This is a genomic window from Rhizobium sp. YTUHZ044, from assembly GCF_051123975.1.
GTDB lineage: Bacteria > Pseudomonadota > Alphaproteobacteria > Rhizobiales > Rhizobiaceae > Rhizobium.
This window is the reverse complement of the sequence record NZ_CP101426.1, coordinates 1,013,804-1,037,729: the sequence shown is the minus strand read 5'-3', so window position 1 is coordinate 1,037,729 and position 23,926 is coordinate 1,013,804. Positions and strand designations below refer to the sequence as shown.

The following is a 23,926-nucleotide window of genomic DNA, read 5'->3' as shown; positions in this document are numbered from 1 at the left end:
CAAAGCCGGAATGACGAAGATTTGAGGCTATTCGCCGCAATTCACGCTGAAAACCACCTCAGCCGAGCGGCGACCAGCTGCCGTCCTCATTGCGGCAGGCTGCACCCCGAGCCACGGTTTCCTTGCCGTCGACGGTCAGCGTATGGGTATATTGCCGGCAATTCTGCGAGCCGACCTGATAGGGTGCGGCCGCCACGACCTTGCCTGTCACGTCCTTGCCGCTCCAGACCACCGGCTGGCCGACCGCCGCCCCTTCCAGCGCCCGATACTCCGCCTCGAGCGCCCGCTGCTTGTCGCTATCGCTCAAGCTCACGCCGCTGCGGCCGACGATGCCGCCCTGGAGCGCGGTGATGAAGGCGGCCGACGCCGAGGGTTTGCTCGAAAAAATGCCGCGCGAAGCGGCACCCTTCGTCGTCGTGCAGCCGGTGAGCGGGACGGCGAGAAGAAGGATGGAAACCATCATGCCTTGCGCGCGTAGAATCATTGCGTCGAACCACGATCAGAGGTCAAATTCAGCCGATCGAAGTGCAGCGTCCCCGTGTCAGCTTTATGGCAAAGCATGCTATACATTTGCCAGTATCCTTGTGACATCAAGCAGTTGGTCATGCAACATCCTTTGTGACGCCGGGCAGGATAAGCTTCGCCTTCAGCCCGCCCCATTCGCCGCGGGACAGTTCGAGCCTTCCCTGGTATTCGTTGGAAATCTCGGTGACGATCGAAAGGCCCAAGCCGGTTCCGGGCTTGCTTTCATCGAGCCTGCGGCCACGCTTCAGCGCCTCGCGGATCTGGTCGGGCTCAAGGCCGGGCCCGTCATCCTCGACGGCAAGCTCCACCCAGCGCCGGCGGGCGCTCGCCTCCGCCCCTTTCACGTCCTCGCCGGCTTCGACGGCCGAAAGCCGCACCCTGCTCTTGGCGAAACGCGCGGCGTTTTCCAGGAGATTGCCCACGGTTTCCTCGAGATCCTGCTGTTCCATGGCGACGGCAAGATGCGGCGGCGAGACGACGAGATCGAATTCGGTGTCGACATTCAGGCGGCGCATGACGCGCACCAGCCGTTCCAGCGCCGGCTCGGCGTCGGTGCGGGCGAGCACGGATTCGCGCTGCGCGGCGATGCGGGCGCGGTTGAGATAGGATTGCACCTGCCCCTGCATCGATTCCGCCTGACTGCGCACCAGCTCGCCATGGGATTTCTCCAGCACCCGCGCCTCGTTGAGGAGAACCGCGATCGGCGTTTTCAGTGAGTGCGCCAGGTTGCCGACCTGCATGCGCGCCCGCTCGACGATGCGGCGGTTGCTGTCGATCAGCGCGTTGACCTCGTTGGCGAGCGGTAGGATCTCGCGCGGGAAGTCACCCTTCAGCTGCTCGCTCTCGCCGGCTCGAATGCGCTCCAATGCTGCGCGCGCCTTGTCGAGCGGTTTCAGGCCGTAAAGGATCGCCAGCGCATTGACGATCAGGCTACCGACGCCGAAACCGGCGAGCGCCAGATAGAGGCTGTGCGAAAAGGTGCGGACATCATCCTCGACGACGTCGACATTGCCGGTGACGCGGAAGCGCGCCGCGCGCCCGTCGGTGTCGAGCACCACTTCGGTCTCGGCCACCTGCACGCGGTTCCCGGAGGCGTCCGTCACCTGGTAGTAGCGCTCGTAATTCTTGTCGAAAGGCGCCTCGACGACGGAGGGTACCGGAATGAGCGCCGAGCCGAGCGAGGGCGAGACCAGCGGCGCAGTGGTATAAGTGCCGAGCGGCTCGACCACCCAGTACCAGCCGGTCTTCGGCTGGGCAAAGCGCAGATCGCCGAGCTGCGGGCTGCCGCTCAACGCGCCCTGATCGCCGATCGTCACCGAATTGATGACGTTATAGAGCTGCGCCCGCAGCAGATCCTGGAAACCGCGTTCGGCGCTCTTGCGATAGAGCGTGGAGATCAGCAGGCCGATCACCACAAGCGCCACCGTCGACCAGACCGTGGTCAGCAGCAACACGCGTGCGGTGAGCGACTTAATTCGCATGTTTCGGCGCTTGGATGCGGTAGCCGAGACCGCGCACCGTTTCGATCAGGTCGACGCCCATCTTCTTGCGCAGACGGCCGACAAAGACCTCGATCGTGTTGGAATCGCGGTCGAAATCCTGGTCGTACATGTGCTCGACCAGCTCCGTGCGCGAAACGACCTCGCCCATGTGATGCATGAGATAGGCGAGCAGGCGATATTCGTGCGAGGTCAGCTTCAGCGTCGTGCCGTTGACCGTCGCCTTTGAGGATTTGGTGTCGAGCCGCACCGGCCCGCAGACGATCTCGGAAGAGGCATGGCCGGCCGCGCGCCGGATCAGGGCCCGAATGCGCGCCAGAACTTCCTCGACGTGAAAGGGCTTGGTGACATAGTCGTCGGCGCCGGCGTCGATGCCGGCGACCTTGTCGCTCCAGCGGTCGCGCGCCGTCAGGATCAGAACCGGCATGCCGCGGCCGGCGCCGCGCCATTTTTCCAGCACGGTGACGCCGTCCATCTCCGGCAGGCCGATATCGAGGATGATAGCGTCATAGGGTTCGGTGTCGCCGAGGAAATGGCCCTCTTCGCCGTCGAACGCTTGGTCGACGACATAACCCGCCTCCTTCAGCGTATCGGTCAGCTGCCGGTTCAGGTTGACGTCGTCTTCGATTACCAGGATGCGCATCGGTCCGCCTTCGTCCGCTTCAAATCGATCGTGTTTGAATAGACCGATTCCGCTTACATCGGAACCTTTACCGTTACCTTGCGTGGACGCTGGCCATTGCCCGACACGAGAACGGTAATGATACAGCTATCGCCCACCGGTTGCACGGACAGGAGCTGCCCGCCCGTCTGTTCGACGACCTGGGCTGCGGCGGCGCTGCAATCGCCAGCCACGCGCAGGACGAGGGCGCCTGCGCCATCCGGTGAGGGCGCCGATACCACCAGTCCGGCGGCCACTACTGCGACGCTCAGAGGAAAGGCCATGTCTTACGCTTTCAAGGTAATTCCAACTTGCTGCGAATATGTACTCAAGCGACCTGAATGGCAAATGAATGCGCTGTAATACAGGGCGTTTAGAACGGTTCTCGACTGCTTGGGGCAATCGATTTCTGCCCTTGGAATCCGCTGCTGCCGCAAATGCCGCTGGTCCTCCCTGCGCCTGAAAACGAGGCGTCCCACCCCTGGCAACCAGATGTTGGCCAGCGCCTCCGGCAAGCATGCAAAACCGGCCACTCCACCGCGGTCGTCGCTTCCGAATCGGCCAGGTCGTTCAACCACGATAGACCGGCCGGTGGCGGCACGCGGCAGGGGCACAGCGGGTCGTCCTCAAATTGTACCGATCCCTCATGTCATCCGTGCATCTTTTCATCGTTCAAAAAAAGAGACGCAGGCGGCAGGCATAGCGGAATTGCCGATCGCAGCTTTCGCCGGCTGGTTGAAACTGCTATCCCTTGCTGGCCCCCGCATTTCAGACCCTTTCAGCCCCGATGCCAAATTCCTTCCGCTTCCGTTCGGCGCAGACGGTCACCGTGCTTGCCGTTACCCAGCTGATCGGCTGGGGCACGACGTTCGACATGCTCGGCGTCATGGGCCGCGCCGTGGCGCCGGCTCTCGGCGTGGCGAACGAGGTGATCTTTGCCGGCCTGCCGCTCATGATGGTGGTCAGCGCCATCGCCGGCCCGACGACCGGCCGTTGGCTCGGCCGCTACGGCGCTGCCCGGGTGCTTTCGGCCGCCTCGCTGATCTTCGCGCTCGGCCTCTCTCTGCTGGCGGTGGCAAACGGCATCCTGCTCTACGCCGCCGCCTGGCTCGTCATCGGCATCGGCGGCGCATTGGGTCTCTCGGCACCGGCCTATACCGCCGTCGTCGAACGCGAAGGGCCAAACGGCAAACGAGTCATCGCCATCCTCATGCTGTTCACCGGGCTATCGAGCACCATCTTCTGGCCAATCCTCAGCCTGCTCAACGAGGCGGTCGGCTGGCAGCTCACCTTTGTTTTCTGCGCGGCGCTGCAATTCTTCGTCTGCCTCCCGCTGCATCTTTTCGCTCTGCCGAAGCCGATCGTGAGGCATGCCGAGAGCAGCGCGGCGGAGATCCCGCCGGTGCCATTGTCGAAGACGGCTCAGCGCAAGGCCTTCCTGTTGATTGCCGCGGTGACAACGATCTCGACCTTCGTCACCTTCGGCATCGCCCCATCGCTGCTCGAAATCTTCCGCCAGTCCGGGGCTTCACCGGCCCTGGCGCTGCAGCTCGGCTCGGCGCGCGGCGCCCTCGGCATCTCGGCCCGTTTCCTCGACATGCTGCTCGGCCGCCGCGGCAACCCCATCCTCAGCGCCGTCATGGGCATCAGCCTGACGGTGATCAGCTTTCTGATCATGCTGACAGCCGGCCCATCGACGCCGGTCCTCGTCACTTTCATCCTGCTTTACGGCTTCGGCTCGGGCGTCACGGCCGTCGCCCGGGCCCTGCTACCGCTGGCGCTGTTCTCGCCGAGCGAATTCGGCCTGCATTCGGCCCGGCTGTCACTGCCGCAGAACCTCGCCAACGCCATCGCTCCCGTCGTCTTCACCGCCATTCTAGATCGCGCCGGCACCGGTCCGGCGCTGCTCGCCTGCGCCGTTCTCTCAGCTTTCGCGCTCACTCTCGTGCTGATGCTGATGACGCTGGTGCGGGGCGCCGGGGCACCGGAGCCGAGCCCGGTCGTTTCGTGAGGCTCGGGCCTGGAGGTCAGCGGTTCCGAACATCTCTCGATCAGCATCTTCAGACCGCTGCAGCTGTTCCGACGAGCCATGCCCGTCGCGATCGGCGAGTCTTTTGAGTCCCTTGCGGCGGGTTTCTCGAAAAGTGATTCCGGTGTCTCAGAAGGTCGGTCCGTGTCGCAACGACTTGAATCCGAAAAATCGCTCATCTCTCTGAAAACAAACGGCGATTTCCACGATCGTCCCAAGCGCGGCGACCGGAAGATGGCCGGCGTCAGAGCGGCCGCGTCACGGCCGTGCGGCTGTCGTAATCGGCAGCGATGCGTTTTTCCCGGAGCGGGCGCACGCGCTCGATCGAACGCTGGTAATCGGGGTGCGCCTTATAAGCAGCGAGAGCCGCCTCATCGTCGAATTCGCCATAGACCACGAGATCGATCTCGGTGCCGAGCTGATCGGTCTTCACATTGGTGCCGATTTCCAGCAGGCGCGGGTATGGAATGGCGGTCAGGATTGAAAGACCCGCCCTCACCTCATCCAGATGTTCCTCCTGCACGGTGAAGAAGACGATATGGCGGATCACGCGGAAGCTCCTGTCAGATTCCAGAGGGGTTTGCCCGCGCGATAACATGCGCGCGGCGGGCCTTCAACCGCGCGGCCGGCCCTACGCGGCATCCGGACGCAGTGCCGCATGGAAGGCCATGGCGTAACCCGCAAGCTTCTCGGCCCGGTCGGTGCCGTTGACGATGCGGCGCGCATTGACCCAGTCCTCGGTCGTCGCATTCAGGTGATCGGCGAGTTTGTGGCCGGTAAAGCTGCCCTGCAGCATGCCTTCGATCAGGATCGTCACCGCCGCCTCCATCTCCATCGCCCGATCGGGATCGGCAACCAGATCGATGCCGGTCAGCACGCTCATCGCCTCATAATTTCGTTTGTGGGTGAGCTGCACCAGGCCGCGTCCGAGCCAGCAGCGGCCATCCTCATCCGGCCGCCAGTAGGGTGTCTTCACCCAGGAGAGCCGGCCTGCGGCAAAGGCTGCCTCCAATTTCTCGACCGCGCGCATATCGCTTTCCGCCAGCGTCTCACGCACCGGCTGCATCGTATAGGCGGTCTCATGAAAGGCGGTAGCGAGGATATAGGCGAGCCACCGGCGGTCGGCCTCAACAGAGCGCTTTTCCCAGGCATCGAGAATCGCCGTCATCCCCACTACCTGAGGCTGAGTCAGCTCTCCTTTGAAGAGCTCTTGCTGCACCGCATCAAAAAAGAATACCCGGTCCATGTGGACAACCATTCCGCGCTCCCCGTGAACACCACGGTTAAAACCGTCTTAATCGATTAAAATAAACTTAATCGTTTGAAGTGTCTAAGCCCCTGATTTACACGCCTTTTGTCTTGTGCAATGCATTTTCTTGCCCTGAAGCCTTACCACCACAAGAGGAGACTTCCGATGCAGGCGCCGGCCAACACACAGACCACCATTCCCCAGCATGTCCTCGACCAGATGGAAAATGAGTGGCGCCAGATTCGCCTTGAGCGCGAGAATGCCCGCCCCGATCCGGGAGCCACAACAACAGCGCTGAGGGATACAGGCAAAGCGGTGCAGATGTAAGGCCTGCCCTCATCGCGTCGCAGCCTCAAGCCGGCTCGCCAGCGTTTCTAGCGACCGGGCGAAGACCGTTCCATCTCTGAGCGCGCGCGACAGCACCAGCGCGCCTTGAATGCCGCAGACGCCTTCCTCAGCAAGCGTCTGCGCCTCTGTTTCAGCACAGCCAGCCCGCGTCAGCGCCGAACTCAACGCCTCGATCCAGCGGAAGAAATAATCGGCGATCGCAGACGAAAACCGATCGCGGGTGTCGTCGAGCGCGAAGGCACCGACGAGGCAGATGCGGCCGCCGGCGCGGAAGTAGTCATTGACATTGATCCACATCGCCGCAATCGCCTGGCGGGCGTCGTCATTCCTCAGCGGCCGATAGATCGCCTGCTCGAACCAGGCACCGACATCGGCGAGCACGGCGCCGGCCATCTCCTCCTTGCCGCCGGGGAAGAAGTGATAAAGGCTGCCCTTGCCAATTCCGGTGCGTTCGGTGATGCGGCTGAGCGTGGCGCCCTCATAGCCGAGCTCGCGGAAGGCTTCCGCGAGCAGCGGTACGATGTCGGCGCGTTCGTAGACGGTCTTCACCGGTCCAAGTTCATCCCATTCTAAAGGCCGAGCCCGGTCAGGCCGGGATGGTCGTTCGGCCGCCGGCCAAGCGGCCAGTGATATTTGCGCTCCGTTTCCCGGATCGGCAGATCGTTGATGCAGGCAAAACGGCGCTGCATCAAGCCGGTGGCGTCGAATTCCCAATTCTCATTGCCGTAGGAGCGAAACCAGTTGCCGCTGTCCTCGTGCCATTCATAGGCAAAGCGCACGGCGATGCGATTATCGGCAAAGGCCCAGATTTCCTTGATCAGCTGGTGTGCCCTATGAAATGGTCGAGGTCGATTTGGCGGCAGGTGCGCCCACAAGACGCCGGATTTCCGCAAGCTCAATCCCTTTGGTCAGGTGCCGCGAAGGCAGGCCTGCTGGTGCCGCTGCTTGCCGATTTCGAACCGCAGCCGGCGCCGGTGCATCTTGTCTATCCCTCGCGGGGGCTGGTGCCGCTGAAACTGCGCGCCCTCATCAATTTCGCAACGCCGCGCCTGCGCGCAACGCTGAAATAGCATTAGGCAAGCCTGCCTTCTTCCGCCTTGTAGAAATACTGGCTGGCGACCAGCCAGCCTTTCAGCGGCCGGAGCGGCGGAATGCAGGTGGCGAGCATGAAGGGACCGGTGACGAGAAGCTGCACCCAGATCGGCGCCGCGAATGCCACCTCCAGCCAGACGCCGAGCAGCACGCTCGGGATGCAGGCGAAGCAGATGACGAAAAAGGCCGGGCCGTCGGCCGGATCGGCGAAAGAATAATCGAGACTGCAGGCTTCGCACTGCGGCTGCAGCGTCAGGAAGCCTTTGAACATATGGCCTTGGCCGCAGCGCGGGCAGCGTCCCCTGATGCCGGTCTGCATCGGAGGAAGCGGGGGATATTCGGTATCCATGATGACCTTGTCCTATCTCGCGGCTCAGTCAATGCCGCATAATGAGTGCATTCAATATAAATACATTATATGGAATAGACCAATCAATCTGCCAGATTGCCGCACAAGCAAGTCAACCGGTCAAGGACCGGTCGCGGCTTGTCGTAAATCCATTCGAAGAGCGTCCCGCCTAGACCAATTCCGTTTTTCTTCTAGCAGGCTCAGCCGCGATATCGCCGGATCAGAAGAACGAACCCGCCATTTCCGGCGGGCCTTCCAGCGCATGGGCCATGAACTCCAATGCGCCCTGCAATTTTGCCCGGGCGATCGGGCCGCCGAGGCAGACGCGGACGGCCTCGGGTGCGGCGCCCTCGACCGCGAAGGCATCGCTTGCCACCACGCCGATGCCGGAGGAATGCATATGGCTGCCGAACGTGGAACGGGTCCAGCCGTGGGCCAAAGGCAGCCAGATATTGAAGCTGATCGGATCGGCGCGGTAGCTGCCGGCGGGCAGGATGGCGGCGACCATCTGTTGGCGGGCGCCCGCCTCGGCGCGGATGAAGCGGAGGATCGCATCGGCCGTGCCGTCCTCGATCCAGCGGGTGGCGAGCGCCATATTCAACGGCGAGGCCATGACATTGTTGGCGCGCATGGCGCCGACGAAGGGCCACACTGCCCTGGTGTCCGGAGCCACGACATAAGCAAGGCGCAGGCCGGCGCCGAGGCATTTCGCCAGGCCGCCGATATGCCAGGTCAGCTCGGGCGCCGTTGCCGCAAGCGGCGCAGGCCCTTCCTGCGGAATGAAGCCGTAGGCATCGTCCTCGACGATCGGCAGACGATATTTGCGGGCGACAGCTGCGATTTCCTCGCGGCGGCCAGCTGGAATCGTCAACGTCGTCGGGTTCTGCAGCGTCGGATTGAGGTAGAGCGCCTTCGGCTTCAACCGCTCGCAGGCCGAGGCCAAAGCATCGGGCCGGATCCCGTCTCCGTCCATCGGCAGGCCGGCAAGATTGAGCCGCAACTGGGCTGCGATCGAGCGCATGCCGGGATAGGTGACGATTTCCGAAATCACGGTCTCGCCGGGCTTTGCCAGGAGGCCGAAGATCGCCAGAAGGGCCGGATGGGCGCCCGGCGTGACGAAGATCCGCTCCTGCGAAGGCGTCAGACCGCGGCGGCCGAGCCAGGCGGCGGCGGCCTCCTTGTCCATGCCGGAACCGCCGAAGCCTTGATAACGCAGAAGCGGGATCAGGCTCGCCGCCACCGCCGACATGCCCTCGCGCATGCGGGCGATCAGTTCCGGATCGTCAGGTTCCGGCGGCAGGTTCATCGAGAAGTCGACGACGGCCGCTCGCCGGGGGTCGGGTGCGGCGCCGACGCCCCAGTCCTGGCGGTGTTTGATCGCCGCGCCGGTGACGAAAGTGCCTCGGCCGACATGGGAATCCACCAGGCCGCGCTTCTGCGCCTCGACGTAACCTCTCGCCACCGTAGTGAAATCGACGTTCAGCCGTTTGGCAAGTTCGCGCTGCGGCGGCAGCCGGTCACCGACCGCCAGATGCCCGCTGCGCAGATCCATTTCGATCAGATCGGCGATCGCCATGTAACGCGGGCTGCTGCTGCGGCTCAGGTCGGGATGCCAGTCTTTCATTCTTGATCCGATCAACATAATGGAAGCATTGACCGTATATTGTTGCATCTCCCCACTGTCACGAAAAAAGTCAGCCTCCGCGACGGAAGCCGACGCCGACTGGATGTCTCACCGCATTGATGGTGACGCGAAGGCGTCGATGCCGCTCAGCCTGGCCGACAGGGCCCACAGCCGCTCGGCCTGCTCGGGGTCAACGGCGTGATCGCTCACGCCGCCCGGCTTCCCATCGATCGCCCTGTTCGCCACATCGCAATCTTCGCAATAGAGGCCTCCCATACCCTCGAGCTGAGGTGAGGTCGCCGCCCATAGCTGGGTAGCGGCGCCTTGCGACGGCGTCTTGAATGTCGGGTCGATCGGATTGCCGTTCGAGTCGATCCACCCCGCACCCACCATTTCCTCTCGTGAAAGATACCGCTGCAGTGGCGTGAGGATCTTGCCCGGGTGCAGCGAAAACGCGCGGATACCAACGCCGCGCGCGAGCCTGTCCAGATGCAGGGCGAAAAGCGCATTGGCTGTCTTCGACTGCCCATAGGCTTGCCATTTGTCGTAGCCAGTCTCGAACTGCAGGTCGTCCCATCGGATGCCGGAGATCCGATGGCCGCCTGATGAAACCGAAACGATACGCGCATTCCGCGACAATGCCGGTCAAAGGCTGTTAACCAAAGCGAAATGGCCCAGATGATTCGTTGCGAATTGCGCCTCCCAGCCATCGCCGACGCGGGTCTCCGGGCAGGCCATGATGCCGGCGCTGTTGATCAGAATATCGATGCTGCGGCCGGCCGTGACGATGCGCTGGGCGAAGCGGCGGACGCTTTCCAGATTGGAGAGATCCAGCCGTTCGACCTGTACGCCATCGATGCCGGCAACGGCGTCTCGGGCCGCGTCAATGTTCCTTGCCCCGATGATTACCCTAGTGCCAGCGCCAGCCAGAGCGCGTGTGGTCTCCAGCCCGAGGCCGGAATGGCCGCCCGTGATGACGGCGCACTTGCGGGAAAGATCAAGGCCGGCCACGACCTCGACAGCGGTCGTGCGGGCTCCGAAGCCGGAGCCGATAGGGACTTGCTTATCATTCATGATAATTGCCTTCATTAACGTTTCTAGTAGGACAGTCGCGAGGATAGGGCGTGGCGATCAGACGATCCATGCGCTAGAGTCCGTCACCTCTTCGTTATCGTCCGGAATTTCCGCATGGACCCTTTATCCAATGTCCTCGCATTGCTCAAACCTCGAAGCTATGTCTCCGCGGGACTGAATGCCGGCGGCGCCTGGGCGCTCGATTTTCCACCTCCTGAAGGCATCAAGTTCAACGCGGTCATTTCCGGGGCGTGCTGGCTCAGCGTCGATGGCGTTGCCGAGTCCGTCCGGCTGGAGGAAGGCGACTGCTTTCTCCTGACAAGCCGCCGGGCTTTTCGTCTCGCCAGTGATCCATCTGTCGAAGCGATGCCATGCGAGGCGATCTATTCGATTGCCCGCGATGGAATTGCGACCTGCAACGGCGGGGGCGATTTCTTCCTGATTGGCAGCCGTTTTTCCTTTTCGGGAGGAAACTCCGACATCCTTCTCGGCATCCTCCCGACAATCGTTCATGTGAAAAGGGATTCCGATCACGCCGCCGTGCTGCGCTGGTCGCTCGATCGGATGACGCGCGAACTGCGCGACCGACAACCCGGCGGTTTTCTGATGGCAGAGCATTTCGCGCATGTGATGCTCATGCAGGTGTTGCGCCTCCATATCGCATCGCCGGATGCCCGCGGCGTCGGCTGGCTTTTCGCACTCACCGACAGGCGGATCGGAGCGGCGCTCGCGGCCATGCATGCCGATCCGGCACGCAAATGGACGTTGCAGTTGCTGGCCGAACGGGCGTCGATGTCTCGGTCCACCTTTGCCCTCCATTTCAAGGCAAAGGTCGGGCTGGCGCCGATGGATTATTTGACGCGCTGGCGCATGCTTGTCGCGGCAGACCGGCTGGCAAATCCGGCCGAAGCAATTGCGAGCGTCGGCCTGTCGCTCGGTTATGATTCGGAAAGCGCCTTCAGCACCGCTTTCAAACGGGTCATGGGGTGCTCACCTCGGCAATATGGTGCCGCTCAGCAGGTCGGCGATACCATGCGAAATGAGGTTGGCGCTCGATGAACCTGATCGTGTGCCATTAGCGGGCAATCGCGCATCGGCCGGCGGAGATTCCGTTTGACACGGTCTTGCACCCGTCGCCCACTCTCTTACCTATCCAAGAATGAATGTGCCGGTCTTATTCCGTACCGGCACTCCATTAGGATGAAAGCATGAATATCAATCCCATCTTGCGGTCAATCGTGGGCATCCGCTCCTCCATTCCGGAAGATGCCTTCACGGCGGAGACGCTGGGAACCATCCGTGAGGGCAGCGGCGTGGTCATCCGCGACAATGGATTGGTGCTGACGATTGGTTACCTCATCACCGAGGCCGACGAAGTCTGGTTGACGACGCTGGACGGCCGGGTGGTTCCCGCCCATCCGCTTGCCTATGACCAGGAGAGCGGGTTCGGGCTGGTGCAGGCGCTCGGCGTCCTGAACGCGCCAGCAGTGGATTTTGGCGATGCGGCCGCGGCAAAGCCCGGCGATCCCGTCGTGCTTGCCGACGGCATCGGCGAATATGTCCAGGCAAGTATCGTGGCCCGACAGGAATTCGCCGGTTATTGGGAATATCTGCTGGAGGAGGCGATTTTTACTGCGCCGGCCCATCCCGCATGGGGCGGCGCAGCCCTGATCGGCGCGGACGGCAAGCTTCTCGGCATCGGTTCGCTTCGCCTGCAGATGAGCCAGGACGGCGAGGTCGCCGATATCAACATGGTCGTTCCGATTGATCTACTGCCGCCGATCCTGGACGATCTCTTGAACCGCGGCCAGGTCAACAAGCCGCCGCGGCCCTGGCTCGGCGCATTCTCCGCCGAAAGCAGTGGTGGCGTGGTGGTGATGAGCGTCGCCGAAGGCGGTCCGGCCGCCGAGGCCGGCCTACGTCAGGGCGACATCATTTCGGAAATCCGCGACGAGGAGGTCGATGGCCTGGCCGATTTCTACCGAAAGCTCTGGAGCAGCGGCCCGGCCGGCGCCGAGATTCCGATGCGAATTCTGCGCAACGGCCGGGAAGCCTGGCTGCGGATCAAATCCGCCGACCGCAACAGCTTTCTGAAAAAGCCGCAGCTGCAATAGGGCCGCATCGCGCGTGACTGCCGTCGAAGACTGAAACCGCGGCTGGCTTCACAGGCCGGTCCGGTATGCGGCCCACCTACGAGCGAGCCAAGTTCGTTCGTTGACTCGGAACTGCCATTGAAAGATGCTGCCGTCAATCCTGGGATCAACGGAGTTTGCGGTCCATGTTCGATCATATCTCCATCGGCGTCAAAGATCTCGAAAGAGCCCGCCGCTTCTACGACGCAGCGCTGGCGCCGCTCGGATATGAGCGCCTGTCGAATTCCGACGGCATGATCGGCTACGGTTCGGAACAGGTCGGCCTTTGGGTGATGCAGGTTGCCCATCCCGTTGTGGCCGACATGCAATCCGGGCTGCATTTCTGCTTCGTCGCCCCGAACGAGGCCGCGGTCGACGCGTTTTATGCGGCTGCGATCGAATCCGGCGGCACGGATAACGGTGAACCGGGTATCCGCCCGGATTACGGCCGCTTCTATTACGCCGCCTTCGTCATCGATCCGGACGGCTATCGCCTCGAAGCCTATTTCCACAAAGGCGAGATATAACGGCCGTCAGGCCGTAGCTCTGGAGATCGCCATCACCCTTGCGGCCGCCGGGCCGAGGGCAGCCCTCACCCGTCCGCCAGCCGCAAAAATCCCGTTGCGTTGCCCCAGCGAAAGGCGCATTGTTTCGGCTTCGGCAGCCATCGCACGGGCGCTGCCGACTGAGGGTTTCATAACCCCCGCCCCGACGAAAGGAGGACTTCGATGTCTTCCACTTCCGATAAGCCCTATCTGACGTCATCCGATCTCGATATGCTTCAGGGTGTGCTCGACACCGCGGGCTACAAAGCAAGAATACCGGCCGGCGACGAACAGACCTGCAACGCCGCAGCCATGCTGCTGATCAAGCTGTTCCAGGAGGGCGTCACCTCGCCGGCCATGCTCTTGCGGGCGCTCGAATACCATTTCGGCAGACCGAAGAAGCAACAGAAACCGGTCACCCCCGTCTGTAACCGCTATGCGATCCAGGGATTGCCGCGCGAGCGCCGACCGACGCGGCCGGGCAATTCCGCAGGCCGGTAGTGCGTGGCTTTCAATTCCGATCTAAAGGGAGATCCATCCATGGCAAAGGGACAGCTGAGAAGCAATCGCGAGGCCCGCAAGCCGAAGAAGGACAAGCTGGCGACGAAGCCGGAAACCAGCTTCGCCGGGCAGATGAAGACGGCGGCCCAAACGGCGCCTCATGGCAGCAGCGCGCCCAAGGGCGGCGGTCAGCCTCACCGGTAGCCAGTTACGTCAGCCGGTTTGTCCCGTTCCTGCACTTCCACTAGGTAACGCCAACAATCCGGCCGCGAACCGTCAACATCGTCGAAACCATAGGCCTTCGCCACCCCGCCGCTCGACAGCGACTGGCCGTTCCAGCGGGCGCGGTCGGGATCGGCTGACAGGGCCGCTACCGCACGGCCGACGAAACGCGGGGTTTCAGAAATGGCAAAATGCGGCTGCACCCCGGTCGCGTCGCGCCAATTCTCCTCGCTCACGCCATAGGCCTCCAGCATCATTTCGGAGCGCAGCCAGCCGGGCGTGATCGAAACGGCGGTGGCGCCGTGTCTGGCCAGATCCTGGGCATGCGCCCAGGCCATGCGGGTGACGCCGGTCTTGACGAGGTCGTAGAACGGCGAGTGCCGGTAATGCGCGGCGTTGTATTCGGCCGTGCCGTCGGTTACCTCCACCAGCAGCCCGCCCGGCCGCTCGATCATCAGCGCCAGCGCGTAATGGGCGGTGATCAAATGCGTCTCGATGCCGAGCCGCAGCATGCGCAGGCCCTTGTCCAGCGAATGCTCCCAGACCGCCTTGTCCCATTCGAACAGCTTCTCGCAGCCCCAGATGTCGTTGACGAGGATGTCGAGCCGGCCGGCTTCCGCCCGGATGCGGGCGACGAGCGCCTCGACCTCATGCGGAACGAGATGATCGACCTGTACGGCAATGCCCTTGCCGCCCGCCGACGTCACCAGTTCGGCCGTTTCCTCGATCGTCTCGGGCCGGGCATAGTCGGACTGCTGGGCGCGTGTCGTGCGGCCGGTGACATAGACGGTGGCGCCGGCAGCACCGAGTTCGACCGCAATGCCTCGGCCGGCGCCACGCGTGGCGCCCGCCACCAAGGCCACTTTTTCGCGCAAGTCCGCTGTCACGTCTCCATCCTCCACGCTAGAACCGGGAGCCGGCCGACTGCGACTGGCTTTGGTTGAATATAAACGAATGTTCGTTCATATTCAAAATGAACGCAAGAGGAATTTCATGCCGCGCCGCCGCACCCTGTCCGACGAACAGCTTCTCGCCATGGTGCTGGCGCTGATCCATGCGGAAGGGCCGGATGCGGCGACGTTTGCCGCGGTGGCGAAGGCGAGCGGTCTTTCCGGTTCAACCCTGGTTCAGCGTTTCGGGACAAAGGCGGCGATGCTGCGCGCCGCGCTGCTTTGCGCCTGGGACCGGCTGGATGCGGAGACGGCGCGCCTTGCCGGCGCCGTGCCGAAGACGCCGGACGGCGCCGTCGCGCTGCTCGCCGGCCTGTCGCATGAATATGGCGATGATGCCGCCGCCTATGGCGAGGGATTGCTAGTGCTGCGCGAAGATTTTCGCGATCCGGTGCTGCGCGCCCGCGGGGCGGCTTGGGGAACGGCGTTGACAGCGGCGATCGCGCGCTGTTTCGGCTCGGCGAAGGCGCCGGAAACGATCGCCCGGCTGATGCTGGCGCAATGGCAGGGATCGCTCACCTGGTGGGGATTTGGCGCGGGCGGCCCGGTGGCCGCCTATGTGGAGACGGAATTGCGGCGCTTCCTGACTGCGGTGAAATCCTGACCCCGCTCACGCTTCTTCTTCATCCTTTTCCGCACCCACGGTCAGCGGCCAGTCGACGACATAATCCTCGAGATCATCGATATCGATCTCGGTTTCATTGATCGTGCGGCCGCGGGCGGAAATGCCGGCGGCATGGACGGTCTCGGGATCGCCGGAGACAAGCGGATGCCACCAGTAGAGATCGCGGCCCTCATTAATCAGCCGGTAGCCGCAGGTCGGCGGCAGCCAGGCGATCTCAGGCACGTTCTCCCTGGTCAGCTGCACGCAGTCAGGCACGAAATCCCACCGGTTCTGATAGCTGGAGCAGCGACAGCTTTGGCCGTCGAGCAGTTTGCAGCTGACCGAGGTGAAATAGATATCGCCGCTCTCCCACTCCTCGAGCTTGTTGAGGCAACAGAGGCCGCAGCCGTCGCAGAGGCTTTCCCATTCGGCGGGGCTCATTTCGGCAAGGGTCTTCTTCTTCCAGAAGGGCAGATCGGTCATCGTCCGTTTCTTGCAACAGCGGCCCAATTTCACGTGACCGCCGCTCTATCTCTCTTGTTATCCGCCATAAAATCAATCAATTCTTCAGCATGCTCCTGGTATCGGAGAGCTTTTCGGGCCTTGAGGGCCTCGCGCTTTCGTCGCTTTCCGGCGGCCGGACATGAGGCAAGCGCGATCAGGCGGGAATACAGGACGTGCAGGATCCGGACAACCCTGAAAAAGGGCCTGAAAGGGAATCAGACAAACGAACCGGTGACGCGGCGGGCAGGCGGCCGCCGAAGAGCCGCCACATACTGTTGCGCATCGATTCATGGATCGATTCGACCGTCTGGAACGCCGGCTTCCGCGCCGCCGAGATCTGGGAAGACACCACCATCTTCTTCCGCCGCTTTCGCGTTCGCGGCTGGAAACGCATGATCTTCGAACTTGCCGGCGAAGGGCTGACCCTCGGGGCGGCCGGCGCGGTGCTGATGCTGGTGCTTGCCCAGCCAGCCTTCGAGGCGACCAAGGAGGACTGGCGCAATCGCGGCGATTTCGCCGTCACCTTCACCGACCGCTACGGCAACGTCATCGGCCATCGCGGCGTCATCCACCAGAATTCCGTCCCGATCGACGAGCTGCCGGATTCCCTGATCAAATCCGTCCTCGCGACCGAAGACCGGCGTTTCTTCGACCATTTCGGCATCGACGCGATCGGCCTCTTCCGCGCCATGGTCACCAACGCCCAGGCCGGCGAAGTGGTGCAAGGCGGCTCGACGCTGACGCAACAGCTCGCCAAGAACCTGTTTCTCTCCAACGAGCGCTCGATCGATCGCAAGATCACCGAAGCCTTCCTGGCCCTATGGCTCGAAGCCAATCTCTCCAAGAAGGAAATCCTCTCCACCTATCTCGACCGCGCCTATATGGGCGGCGGCACCTTTGGTGCCGCGGCAGCGGCGCAATTCTATTTCGGCAAGAACATTACCGATGTGAACCTTGCCGAGTCGGCAATGCTTGCCGGCCTGTTCAAGGCGCCGGCCAAATATGCGCCGCATGTCAACCTGCCAGCCGCGCGTGCCCGCGCCAACGAGGTGCTGACCAATCTCGTGCAGAGTGGGCTGATGACGGAGGGCCAGGTGATCGCCGCCCGGCGCAATCCGGCGACCGTCGTCGACCGCAACGAGGTGGAATCGCCGGATTTCTTCCTCGACTGGGCCTTCGACGAAGTGCAACGTCTTTCGCCGCGCTTCCACCAGCATTCGCTGATCGTGCGCACGACGATCGACATGGGCATCCAGAAGGCGGCCGAAGATTCGGTCGAGACATCGCTGCGTGAATTTGGCGAGGCCTATCACGCCAAGCAGGGCGCCATGGTGATGATCGAGAACGGCGGCGCCGTCAGGGCCATGGTCGGCGGGCGGGATTACGGCGAGAGCCAGTTCAACCGCGCCACCAAGGCGCTGCGCCAGCCGGGCTCCTCCTTCAAGGTCTATACCTACGCGCTGGCGATGGAGAGCGGGATGACACCGCAGACGACGATCGTCGACGCCCCGATTTCCTGGGGCAACTGGAGCCCGCACAATTATGCGAACCGCTATGTCGGCCGCATCACACTCGAGACGGCGATCGCCCAGTCGATCAATACCGTGCCGGTGCGGCTTGCCAAGGAAAAGCTCGGCATCCAGCCGATCCGGGCAATGGCGAAGAATCTCGGCGTCGAAACGCCGATCCGCGACGACGTCACCATCCCGATCGGGACATCGGAGGTGACGGTGCTCGACCAGGCGACGGCCTATGCCACCTTCCCGGCCGGCGGCTATCAGTCGCGCCGCCACGGCATTACCCAGATCCTCGATTACGAAGGCGATGTGCTCTACGATTTCGACCACGACGAGCCGGCGCCGAAACGCGTGCTGTCCGAACAGGCCGATGTCTATATGAACCAGATGCTATCGCGCGTTCCCTATGTCGGCACGGCGCGCAAGGCGGCCCTCGACAACGGCATCCTGACAGCTGGCAAGACCGGCACGACCCAGGCCTATCGCGATGCCTGGTTCGTCGGCTTCACCGGCAATTACACCTGCGCCGTCTGGTTCGGCAATGACGACTATACCTCGACCAACAACATGACGGGCGGCTCACTGCCGGCAATGACCTTCAAGCGCGCCATGGACTACGCCCATCAGGGTGTGACGTTGCGCCCCATCCCCGGCGTCGAAAACCCCCTGCTCTCGGAAAAGGATCTTGCCAAGACGTTCGCCGCCAAGCCGCAGGACGGACTGCCGCAGCTCATCCGGCCGCGCATGCTCTCGGTCCAATCGACTGATATCCTTAAGAAGCTCGGAGGGAAGCTGAAGGCCGCCGCGCCATTGACGCCGGCGAAGGTGGCAAGCTCGGAGTAGACGCTGCGTGGTCGCTGCGCTCGTTCGTGTCGGAGATCGGCGAGACCCGCCCCTCATCCGCGTCCAACGCGCGTGCCCCGCGATCTGGACAGATCGACGTCCATGTCATGGCGCGGCATTCCACCCTGCCAGAATCAGTGCTAACCCTGTCATCCCGGTTTCCAAGGTCATGACGTGTTTCGATTCCCCCTTTTCATCCTGATCACGCTGATCGTCGCCTTCGGCGGCGGCATCATGATTTCGCTTTATGCGCTGGATGCGACACAGGGTTTCGGGGCGATCAAGCTTGGCGCCTGGGAGGCCTTTCCGGCGTTGCAGACGGTCGATGCCGATCCTTACGCCAAATCGCACCGGGCACGCGCCGGCAAGTTGCTCTACGGCAGCGCCGAGGGGCTGACCTTCACGGCGAGCGTCGACGACGACGGTGCACGGCTGAACGCCGGCTGCCGCTACAGCCTCAGCGGGCAGACGCCGCCCGCCCGGCTCTGGACGCTCTTTACCGCCGACAATGGCGGCAATCCGGCGGCGGTGAAGACCGGGCTTCCGGCGGCGCTCAATTCCTGGACGGTGCTGCGCCAGCCCGACAGCAGCTTTTCGATCGAGATCTCCGCCGCCGCTCAGCCGGGCAACTGGCTGGCCTTGCCGCAGGCCGGTACTTTCCGGCTGGTGCTGACGCTGTTCGACACGCCAACCGCCGGCAGCTCCGGCGTGATCGATCTCGCCATGCCGAAGCTCACCAACACCGGATGCGGCAATGCTTAGGATCTTCTTCGCCGTCCTGACCGGTCTTTTCGGCGCAGCGCTCCTGCATCTCGTCATCATCCTGTCCCTGCCGCATTTCACCGGCAGGGATGCGGCGACCCGCGTGGCGGCGGAAGGCGATCTCAACAATTTCTATCTGCTCGGCGAGCAGTACGACGAGGCTGGTCTCGCCAATGGCGACCCCTTCCTGCGGACCGCCGTCTGCTCCTTCGACGTCGAGGATGCGCCGGTGCATTTCACCGCCAAGGGCAACGTCCCCTTCTGGTCGATCGCGATCTACGACAGCGCCTCCAACGAGGTGTTCAGCATGAACGACCGGACCTCGGTGGGCGGCGCGCTCGACGTTCTGGCGGGCGGCCCGATCCAGTTGACGGACCTGCGCAAGAACCTGCCGCATGAACTGGACCAAGCGATCCTGGTGGAAATGGCGAGGCCGGATGGTTATGCCGTGCTACGGACGCTGGCACCGCAGGCAAGCTTCGATGAAGCAGCACGCAACTTCCTGACGGAAGCGGGCTGTGAGCAATTCACCCCCGGCAATTAAGCGGAATGTCTGTTCTCAATTCGGCATCACGCTCCGGGGTTGAAGAGGCGCTTACTTCTTTCTGGCGCGCGGCGCGGGCGCCGGACCATGTCTAGGGCTCTCGGCGAGCCGCTCATAGCGGACCCCCGTGAACCAGAGAATCTTGGCTTCGCGCGGTTCCTTGTCCAGGCGACGCGGCGCCCGCGGCCGCCGATCCGCCAATGCGACTACTATTGCCATTCTCGTCTCCATGCACTGCCCGAGACGGATGAACTTGCGATGGATTTCACCCTGCCCGCCACTCTGCGAGCCGGCGCGTCCTGCGGTGCCGGCATGGCCGGACCGAGGGCATTCGCGCCTTTCCCACGGCACCTGATTGAAATACCGTGATGCGGAGTTTCGACGATCCAAATACTCAAATCGCGTCGTTCCTGTCCGAATTGAGACACATGACAGTTAACAGTTTACTAATATTCAGCGGATGCCAAACACAGTTTCCGTAACTTCCTCTTCAACGCTTGAGGAGTCGATTTGGTTTCATGCCCCGCTGAAAGACCGGAAGGCAGCGAGCAATATAAAATTACAAGAAATTCATATAGTTGACGACGATACAGCGATCTATCCAGAGCCGCTGTTGCAAATATGCGGCACAGAAATATTTGTTGTGGCAGATCAGCGCGGGCTTCGGTTTATCCTGGGTGCCCACTCGTTTTAGAGGCGCGCCGATTGCAATTCCCGCCGTCCGCGAAGCGGCTTTCTCGTTGCGGCATGGTGATAACTGCTGCAAGCGATGGCGCATCGCCGGACCCGATCAGGAGGAGGACCGGTTTGCTTGCCGCCGCAGCGCCCTTTCGGAGCCCATAGCCTTTCCATTGCCGGCTAACCATTATTCGCAGGTTCCTCGGGTATATTTCTGTATCATTTTAATAAAATCTTCAGCATCCATTAACCGTACAAGTGTAGGATTTGTTCATATCCGTGTGGTCCGAGAGGCGTCCCCGCCAGCGCTATCGGCCCCATGGTTTCCCTTGGTTCTGCGTTTTCAGGGTGTGCTTGTGCGTGACCGGTTTCGAGACCTAGAGGGCCCGTTGGCCGTCAGGAAAAAGGACGTGGTGTTGATGGCGACTGTGAGCAGTTTCGAGAGCCTGTCTCATCCGACACGATCCGAACTGCGCCAATTCGCCGAGCTTTTCACACCGCTGTTCCAAGCTTCCTCCGACGAAGCCAAGCGCCAGGCAGTCGCCGCCCTTTCCCAATGCGAGACCATGCCGGCAGCCGTGGCGCTGTTCATCGGCAATCAGCCGATCGAAATCGCCGCGCCTTTCCTTATCGCCTCGAAGGCCGTTGCCGACGACACGCTGATCACCATCGCCCGCATGCAGGGTGCGGCGCATGTCAAGGCGATCGTCAGCCGCGATTCGCTCTCACCGAAGGTCATCGACGCGCTGGTGGCGCTGCGCCAGACCCAGCCGCGCTCCGCCACCGCTTCGGCGCCGATCACGGAAGCGCTGGCCGTCCCGCTTTCGCCAGTCCAGGTGGAGAGCAACGAGGCCGAAGCGCTGGAGGAACAGCGGGTCGCCAATGAAGAGGCCTTGCGCGGTCGCATCCTCGATCTTGCCGGCCATCTCGGCCGCGACGATCAAGACAGGCTCGGCCTGCGCACCCTCACCGACATTCAGGAGGCGCTGCTGGTGCGCTTCGCCCGCTCGCACGAGGCGACGCATTTCGCCACCGCACTCGCCGATGCGCTTTCCGCCAGCCGCTGGCTTGCCGAACGCATCATGCTCGACCTCTCCGGCCAGCAGCTCGCCACGACGCTGACGAGCCTCGGCATGGGCTTTCTCGACGCTGTCTTCGTGCTGGAACGATTCTATCCGCATCTTGCCGAACAACAGCATAATGTGACGCGCGGCTGGATGGTGCTCGATGCGCTCGATCCGGAAGAATGCCACGAAAGGGTGGAGGCCTGGCGGCGCGCCGATCGCTACACCTACAAGGCCGAGACCACCGATTCGCGCACATCTCGGGAAACCGAAACCCACCGCTTCGCCCGCCAGGCGCCGGTGCAGCGCGACATACGCGCGCTGGGGCGGCGGTCGCGTTGAGTTGAAGAAGACCTGACTCTCAGCGATCCCCCGCCAGCGGGATTATGTCCCCCAATTCCTCCGCCTCCAGCTCGACGATCCAGAGATCGGGGTCGAAGCGGCGTTCGCGATCCAGCATCGCCCGCACCGCTTGCGGCTCGCTGCGCGCGAGGCGGACTTCGAACAGCCGGTCGCGGATCTCGTCTTCGCCGAAGGCGGTCTGCGGCGCCGGCGCATAGAGCGTTTCCAGACCATCGCGAAAGTGTTGGCGGATGAAGATCGCGCCCGCCTCCTCCGCGCCCTTCTTCTCCACAGCGGCGAAATCGCCGCTTGCGAAGACGCGGCGCAGAAGCGAGGAAACGAAGATGTCGGCGCGTAATCTCATCGGGGCGGTATAGAGCCTTTCCGAGTTAGATTGAAGCATTCTGTTGGCTCAAACGGAGAGGATGGTCGACCGGCCGGCGTGCGTCGTAGCCCAACTCTGCGGCCAAGCCGGCCGGTCGATCAGCCGGCCCGTTTCAGCCAACATCCCGCAGATTTGCCTGGCAAAACTGCAAGACTTTGGAATCGCCGGACCCACTTGTCGCTTCGCCACTGCGAAGCGGTGCGGCCGGTGGGCCGGGCATGTTTCCGCCAGGATCAAAGGCGATCGGCTCGGACGTACCTGGGGTATGCCCGTCGCCAATCGCCTTTGCCCTGACGAAAACCTGCTCCGGCAGAATGCTTCAATCTAACCCGGAAAACCTCTAAGACCGGCGCGCCGGGGCCGGCAATCCGCAACCGAGCTTTGGCGGATGCGTCAGACCTTGACCGCCAACCGCAAGCCGCCCCAATGGCGGCCCCTGACGGTGATCGGCGCGGAGATATCCTTCATCATCACGAAATTGCCGCCGCCCATGTCGCGCCGGTAGGTCTGGACGAGGAAAGGTGCGGTGCTGCGGCCGGCGGCAAGGCCGACGCGATCGGCGAAGATGCGGCGGTTGCGGCAGTTGGCGGTGTTCCAGACGATGTCGCCCGGCCGCTGCGGCTGCGAGAACTTCCGGTTATGAGTCGGCAGATAACCGTTTTCGTCGACCGCCGCGCAGAAGGCGACGCGCTCGTCCAGGGCGACGACGGGCTCCTGGATCGGCGGCAGCAGACGGTCGGTGAGTTCGGTGAAGGCAGCCATCATCTGAACCGGATCGGTGCCAGCCATCGGCCGGTAGCGCCGGTCGAAGAGGGCGTCGAAACCGATCTGACCGTCGGCGACGGCGCGTTCGAAAACGCCTGATATCTGCCTTGCCACGGATTGTGCTTCCTCGATCCAACGGCTGTCGGCGGTCTTGACGCCGGCGCTCGCCGTCAGCTGAATCAGCGTTTCCGAGAGGCCGACGACGCTGTCGACGCGCTTTGCCGCCTGCTGCAGCCTGACATTCGAACCGGCGATCTCGCCGGACATTTCGCCGAGCTTCTGGACGAAACCGGCGCATTGTTGGTCGACCGCCTCGGTGGTGTTGGCCATGACGGTCGAACTGTCGAGAATGCGGGTGATGACATGTTCCATGCTTTCGAAGGCGCCGCGCATCGCCTCCGACTTGTCGCGCACGCCGGCGGCACTGTCGCGGGCATCGCCGCCGACCGCCGACAGCCGGTCGATCTTCACCCGAAGCCCATCCAGCGTGTCCTGAATGGAGCCCGTCGCCTTCGAAGTCTGCAGCGAAAGAGCGCGCACTTCGGCGGCGACGACGGCAAAACCCTTGCCCGCATCGCCGGCGCGCGCCGCCTCGATCGCGGCGTTCAGCGCCAGGAGGTTGGTCTGGCGGGCTATGGTGCTGATCTCCTCGGCAATCTTGTCGACATCGGCAAGCGATTTCGAGAAGCTGGCGATTTCAGCACCGATGACGTTGGAGGACTGAACCATATGGCCGATCTCGGCAACGGAACCGGACATGCGGTCGGCCGACTCCTTCAGCATCTGGCGGGCTTCGGCCGCCGTGCGGTCGGTCTCGCGCAGCGACAGGGCTACCGAGCGATTGGTCTCGGCAATCGAAAGTGCGGTGCTGGTGACATGATCGAAGGCGGAGGCGTGGCGCGCCGACATCGCCGCCATGTCCTGGATGGCGCCGGCAATATCGACGAGATCGATGCCAAGGGTGGAGGCTTCTTCGGCAAGGCGCTGCAGGATGTGGCGCAATCCCTCGCGATCAGGGCTTTCCGCTTCGACCGTCGGTTCTCCGGTCAGATCGTCTATCGCCTTCAGCGCATGCATGACCGACATTCCCCCGCCGCAATTGGCAAAGCTTCGGACAA

At 62.9% G+C, this 23,926-nt stretch carries 26 protein-coding genes and 5 pseudogenes; 14 read left to right on the top strand and 17 right to left on the bottom strand.

The features are described 5' to 3' along the window. Window positions 1-58: 58 nt before the first annotated feature. The 4 genes from NL154_RS05105 to NL154_RS05090 form a co-directional block, all read right to left on the bottom strand. On the bottom strand, window positions 59-484 hold the full coding sequence (locus NL154_RS05105) for a hypothetical protein (RefSeq protein ID WP_210628574.1): 426 nt from the start codon (window positions 482-484) through the stop codon (window positions 59-61). A 118-nt stretch (window positions 485-602) separates the two neighbouring features. Then, a complete protein-coding gene (locus tag NL154_RS05100; protein ID WP_064706664.1) occupies window positions 603-2,006 on the bottom strand; it encodes a sensor histidine kinase in 1,404 nt (467 codons plus the stop codon). Further along, the gene (locus tag NL154_RS05095; protein WP_085777499.1) at window positions 1,996-2,667 is read right to left on the bottom strand and encodes a response regulator transcription factor; all 672 of its coding nucleotides are present in this window, start codon (window positions 2,665-2,667) and stop codon (window positions 1,996-1,998) included. The genes NL154_RS05100 and NL154_RS05095 overlap by 11 nt, the downstream gene beginning before the upstream one ends. Window positions 2,668-2,720: 53 nt before the next feature. Beyond that, window positions 2,721-2,969: a hypothetical protein gene (locus tag NL154_RS05090; protein WP_210628575.1), complete on the bottom strand. Its 249-nt coding sequence runs from the start codon at window positions 2,967-2,969 to the stop codon at window positions 2,721-2,723. A gap of 503 nt (window positions 2,970-3,472) precedes the next feature. On the opposite strand from NL154_RS05090, the gene NL154_RS05085 reads away from it, so the two are divergent. Next, on the top strand, window positions 3,473-4,696 hold the full coding sequence (locus tag NL154_RS05085) for an MFS transporter (RefSeq protein ID WP_434733693.1): 1,224 nt from the start codon (window positions 3,473-3,475) through the stop codon (window positions 4,694-4,696). A 262-nt stretch (window positions 4,697-4,958) separates the two neighbouring features. Here the strand turns inward: NL154_RS05085 and NL154_RS05080 are convergent, their stop codons facing one another. Further along, window positions 4,959-5,264, bottom strand: a complete 306-nt coding sequence (locus tag NL154_RS05080; protein WP_434733692.1) for a Dabb family protein — start codon at window positions 5,262-5,264, stop codon at window positions 4,959-4,961. A 13-nt stretch (window positions 5,265-5,277) separates the two neighbouring features. Then, a pseudogene (locus NL154_RS05075) lies at window positions 5,278-5,972 on the bottom strand (hypothetical protein). Between the two features lie 156 nt (window positions 5,973-6,128). Between NL154_RS05075 and NL154_RS05070 the strand changes: the two are divergent. Then, window positions 6,129-6,290 carry a hypothetical protein gene (locus NL154_RS05070; protein ID WP_434734165.1) on the top strand — a complete coding sequence of 54 codons (162 nt, stop codon included), beginning with the start codon at window positions 6,129-6,131 and terminating at the stop codon, window positions 6,288-6,290. Window positions 6,291-6,299: 9 nt separating this feature from the next. Here the strand turns inward: NL154_RS05070 and NL154_RS05065 are convergent, their stop codons facing one another. Both NL154_RS05065 and NL154_RS05060 read right to left on the bottom strand, forming a co-directional pair. After that, window positions 6,300-6,860, bottom strand: coding sequence for a TetR/AcrR family transcriptional regulator (locus NL154_RS05065; protein WP_210628578.1), 561 nt, complete (start codon window positions 6,858-6,860; stop codon window positions 6,300-6,302). A 20-nt stretch (window positions 6,861-6,880) separates the two neighbouring features. Continuing rightward, window positions 6,881-7,138 (bottom strand): annotated as a pseudogene (locus NL154_RS05060) (DUF1348 family protein); the annotation flags it as partial. On the opposite strand from NL154_RS05060, the pseudogene NL154_RS05055 reads away from it, so the two are divergent. Next, window positions 7,135-7,229: pseudogene (locus tag NL154_RS05055) on the top strand (glutathione S-transferase); the annotation flags it as partial. The pseudogenes NL154_RS05060 and NL154_RS05055 overlap by 4 nt on opposite strands. After that, window positions 7,226-7,381 (top strand): annotated as a pseudogene (locus tag NL154_RS05050) (LysR family transcriptional regulator); the annotation flags it as partial. The pseudogenes NL154_RS05055 and NL154_RS05050, both read left to right, overlap by 4 nt. Window positions 7,382-7,383: 2 nt before the next feature. On the opposite strand, the gene NL154_RS05045 reads toward NL154_RS05050, so the two are convergent. From NL154_RS05045 to NL154_RS05035, 3 genes and pseudogenes are all read right to left on the bottom strand, one after another. After that, the gene (locus NL154_RS05045; protein WP_210628579.1) at window positions 7,384-7,752 is read right to left on the bottom strand and encodes a DUF983 domain-containing protein; all 369 of its coding nucleotides are present in this window, start codon (window positions 7,750-7,752) and stop codon (window positions 7,384-7,386) included. Window positions 7,753-7,972: 220 nt separating this feature from the next. Beyond that, window positions 7,973-9,376 carry a PLP-dependent aminotransferase family protein gene (locus NL154_RS05040; RefSeq protein ID WP_210628580.1) on the bottom strand — a complete coding sequence of 468 codons (1,404 nt, stop codon included), beginning with the start codon at window positions 9,374-9,376 and terminating at the stop codon, window positions 7,973-7,975. Between the two features lie 108 nt (window positions 9,377-9,484). Beyond that, window positions 9,485-10,450, bottom strand: a pseudogene (locus NL154_RS05035) (SDR family NAD(P)-dependent oxidoreductase). 114 nt (window positions 10,451-10,564) lie between these two features. Here NL154_RS05035 and NL154_RS05030 point away from each other — a divergent pair. The 3 genes from NL154_RS05030 (at window position 10,565) to NL154_RS05020 (ending at window position 13,109) form a co-directional block, all read left to right on the top strand. Further along, on the top strand, window positions 10,565-11,509 hold the full coding sequence (locus NL154_RS05030) for an AraC family transcriptional regulator (protein ID WP_221124234.1): 945 nt from the start codon (window positions 10,565-10,567) through the stop codon (window positions 11,507-11,509). A gap of 149 nt (window positions 11,510-11,658) precedes the next feature. Continuing rightward, window positions 11,659-12,564, top strand: a complete 906-nt coding sequence (locus NL154_RS05025) for a S1C family serine protease (protein WP_210628583.1) — start codon at window positions 11,659-11,661, stop codon at window positions 12,562-12,564. Window positions 12,565-12,728: 164 nt separating this feature from the next. Next, a complete protein-coding gene (locus tag NL154_RS05020) occupies window positions 12,729-13,109 on the top strand; it encodes a VOC family protein (protein WP_210628584.1) in 381 nt (126 codons plus the stop codon). A gap of 6 nt (window positions 13,110-13,115) precedes the next feature. Here the strand turns inward: NL154_RS05020 and NL154_RS05015 are convergent, their stop codons facing one another. Then, window positions 13,116-13,280 carry a hypothetical protein gene (locus NL154_RS05015; RefSeq protein ID WP_210628585.1) on the bottom strand — a complete coding sequence of 55 codons (165 nt, stop codon included), beginning with the start codon at window positions 13,278-13,280 and terminating at the stop codon, window positions 13,116-13,118. Between the two features lie 30 nt (window positions 13,281-13,310). Between NL154_RS05015 and NL154_RS05010 the strand changes: the two genes are divergently transcribed. Then, window positions 13,311-13,628: a hypothetical protein gene (locus NL154_RS05010; protein WP_210628586.1), complete on the top strand. Its 318-nt coding sequence runs from the start codon at window positions 13,311-13,313 to the stop codon at window positions 13,626-13,628. Between the two features lie 39 nt (window positions 13,629-13,667). Then, entirely contained in the window at window positions 13,668-13,832 is a 165-nt protein-coding gene (locus tag NL154_RS05005) for a hypothetical protein (RefSeq protein WP_176439425.1), read from the top strand. Here the strand turns inward: NL154_RS05005 and NL154_RS05000 are convergent. Next, complete coding sequence (locus NL154_RS05000) at window positions 13,823-14,737, bottom strand: SDR family oxidoreductase (protein WP_434733691.1); 915 nt, start codon at window positions 14,735-14,737, stop codon at window positions 13,823-13,825. The genes NL154_RS05005 and NL154_RS05000 overlap by 10 nt on opposite strands. 106 nt (window positions 14,738-14,843) lie before the next feature. Here NL154_RS05000 and NL154_RS04995 point away from each other — a divergent pair, with 106 nt between their 5' ends. Continuing rightward, window positions 14,844-15,404, top strand: a complete 561-nt coding sequence (locus NL154_RS04995) for a TetR family transcriptional regulator (RefSeq protein ID WP_434733690.1) — start codon at window positions 14,844-14,846, stop codon at window positions 15,402-15,404. Between the two features lie 6 nt (window positions 15,405-15,410). On the opposite strand, the gene NL154_RS04990 is transcribed toward NL154_RS04995, so the two are convergent. Further along, window positions 15,411-15,887, bottom strand: coding sequence for a YcgN family cysteine cluster protein (locus NL154_RS04990; protein WP_210628589.1), 477 nt, complete (start codon window positions 15,885-15,887; stop codon window positions 15,411-15,413). Between the two features lie 194 nt (window positions 15,888-16,081). On the opposite strand from NL154_RS04990, the gene NL154_RS04985 reads away from it, so the two are divergent. The 3 genes from NL154_RS04985 (at window position 16,082) to NL154_RS04975 (ending at window position 19,574) form a co-directional block, all read left to right on the top strand. Beyond that, window positions 16,082-18,268: a transglycosylase domain-containing protein gene (locus NL154_RS04985; protein WP_221155556.1), complete on the top strand. Its 2,187-nt coding sequence runs from the start codon at window positions 16,082-16,084 to the stop codon at window positions 18,266-18,268. 174 nt (window positions 18,269-18,442) lie between these two features. Continuing rightward, the gene (locus NL154_RS04980) at window positions 18,443-19,030 is read left to right on the top strand and encodes a DUF1214 domain-containing protein (RefSeq protein WP_434733689.1); all 588 of its coding nucleotides are present in this window, start codon (window positions 18,443-18,445) and stop codon (window positions 19,028-19,030) included. Continuing rightward, window positions 19,023-19,574: a DUF1254 domain-containing protein gene (locus NL154_RS04975; RefSeq protein WP_434733688.1), complete on the top strand. Its 552-nt coding sequence runs from the start codon at window positions 19,023-19,025 to the stop codon at window positions 19,572-19,574. Before NL154_RS04980 ends, NL154_RS04975 begins: the two co-directional genes overlap by 8 nt. A 51-nt stretch (window positions 19,575-19,625) precedes the next feature. Here the strand turns inward: NL154_RS04975 and NL154_RS04970 are convergent, their stop codons facing one another. Continuing rightward, complete coding sequence (locus NL154_RS04970; RefSeq protein WP_221122637.1) at window positions 19,626-19,793, bottom strand: hypothetical protein; 168 nt, start codon at window positions 19,791-19,793, stop codon at window positions 19,626-19,628. An 815-nt stretch (window positions 19,794-20,608) separates the two neighbouring features. On the opposite strand from NL154_RS04970, the gene NL154_RS04965 reads away from it, so the two are divergent. Next, complete coding sequence (locus tag NL154_RS04965) at window positions 20,609-21,658, top strand: hypothetical protein (protein WP_210628594.1); 1,050 nt, start codon at window positions 20,609-20,611, stop codon at window positions 21,656-21,658. Between the two features lie 19 nt (window positions 21,659-21,677). On the opposite strand, the gene NL154_RS04960 is transcribed toward NL154_RS04965, so the two are convergent. Beyond that, window positions 21,678-22,022, bottom strand: coding sequence for a DUF1491 family protein (locus tag NL154_RS04960; protein WP_210631667.1), 345 nt, complete (start codon window positions 22,020-22,022; stop codon window positions 21,678-21,680). 414 nt (window positions 22,023-22,436) lie between these two features. Continuing rightward, window positions 22,437-23,885 carry a methyl-accepting chemotaxis protein gene (locus tag NL154_RS04955; RefSeq protein ID WP_221122646.1) on the bottom strand — a complete coding sequence of 483 codons (1,449 nt, stop codon included), beginning with the start codon at window positions 23,883-23,885 and terminating at the stop codon, window positions 22,437-22,439. Window positions 23,886-23,926: the final 41 nt, after the last annotated feature.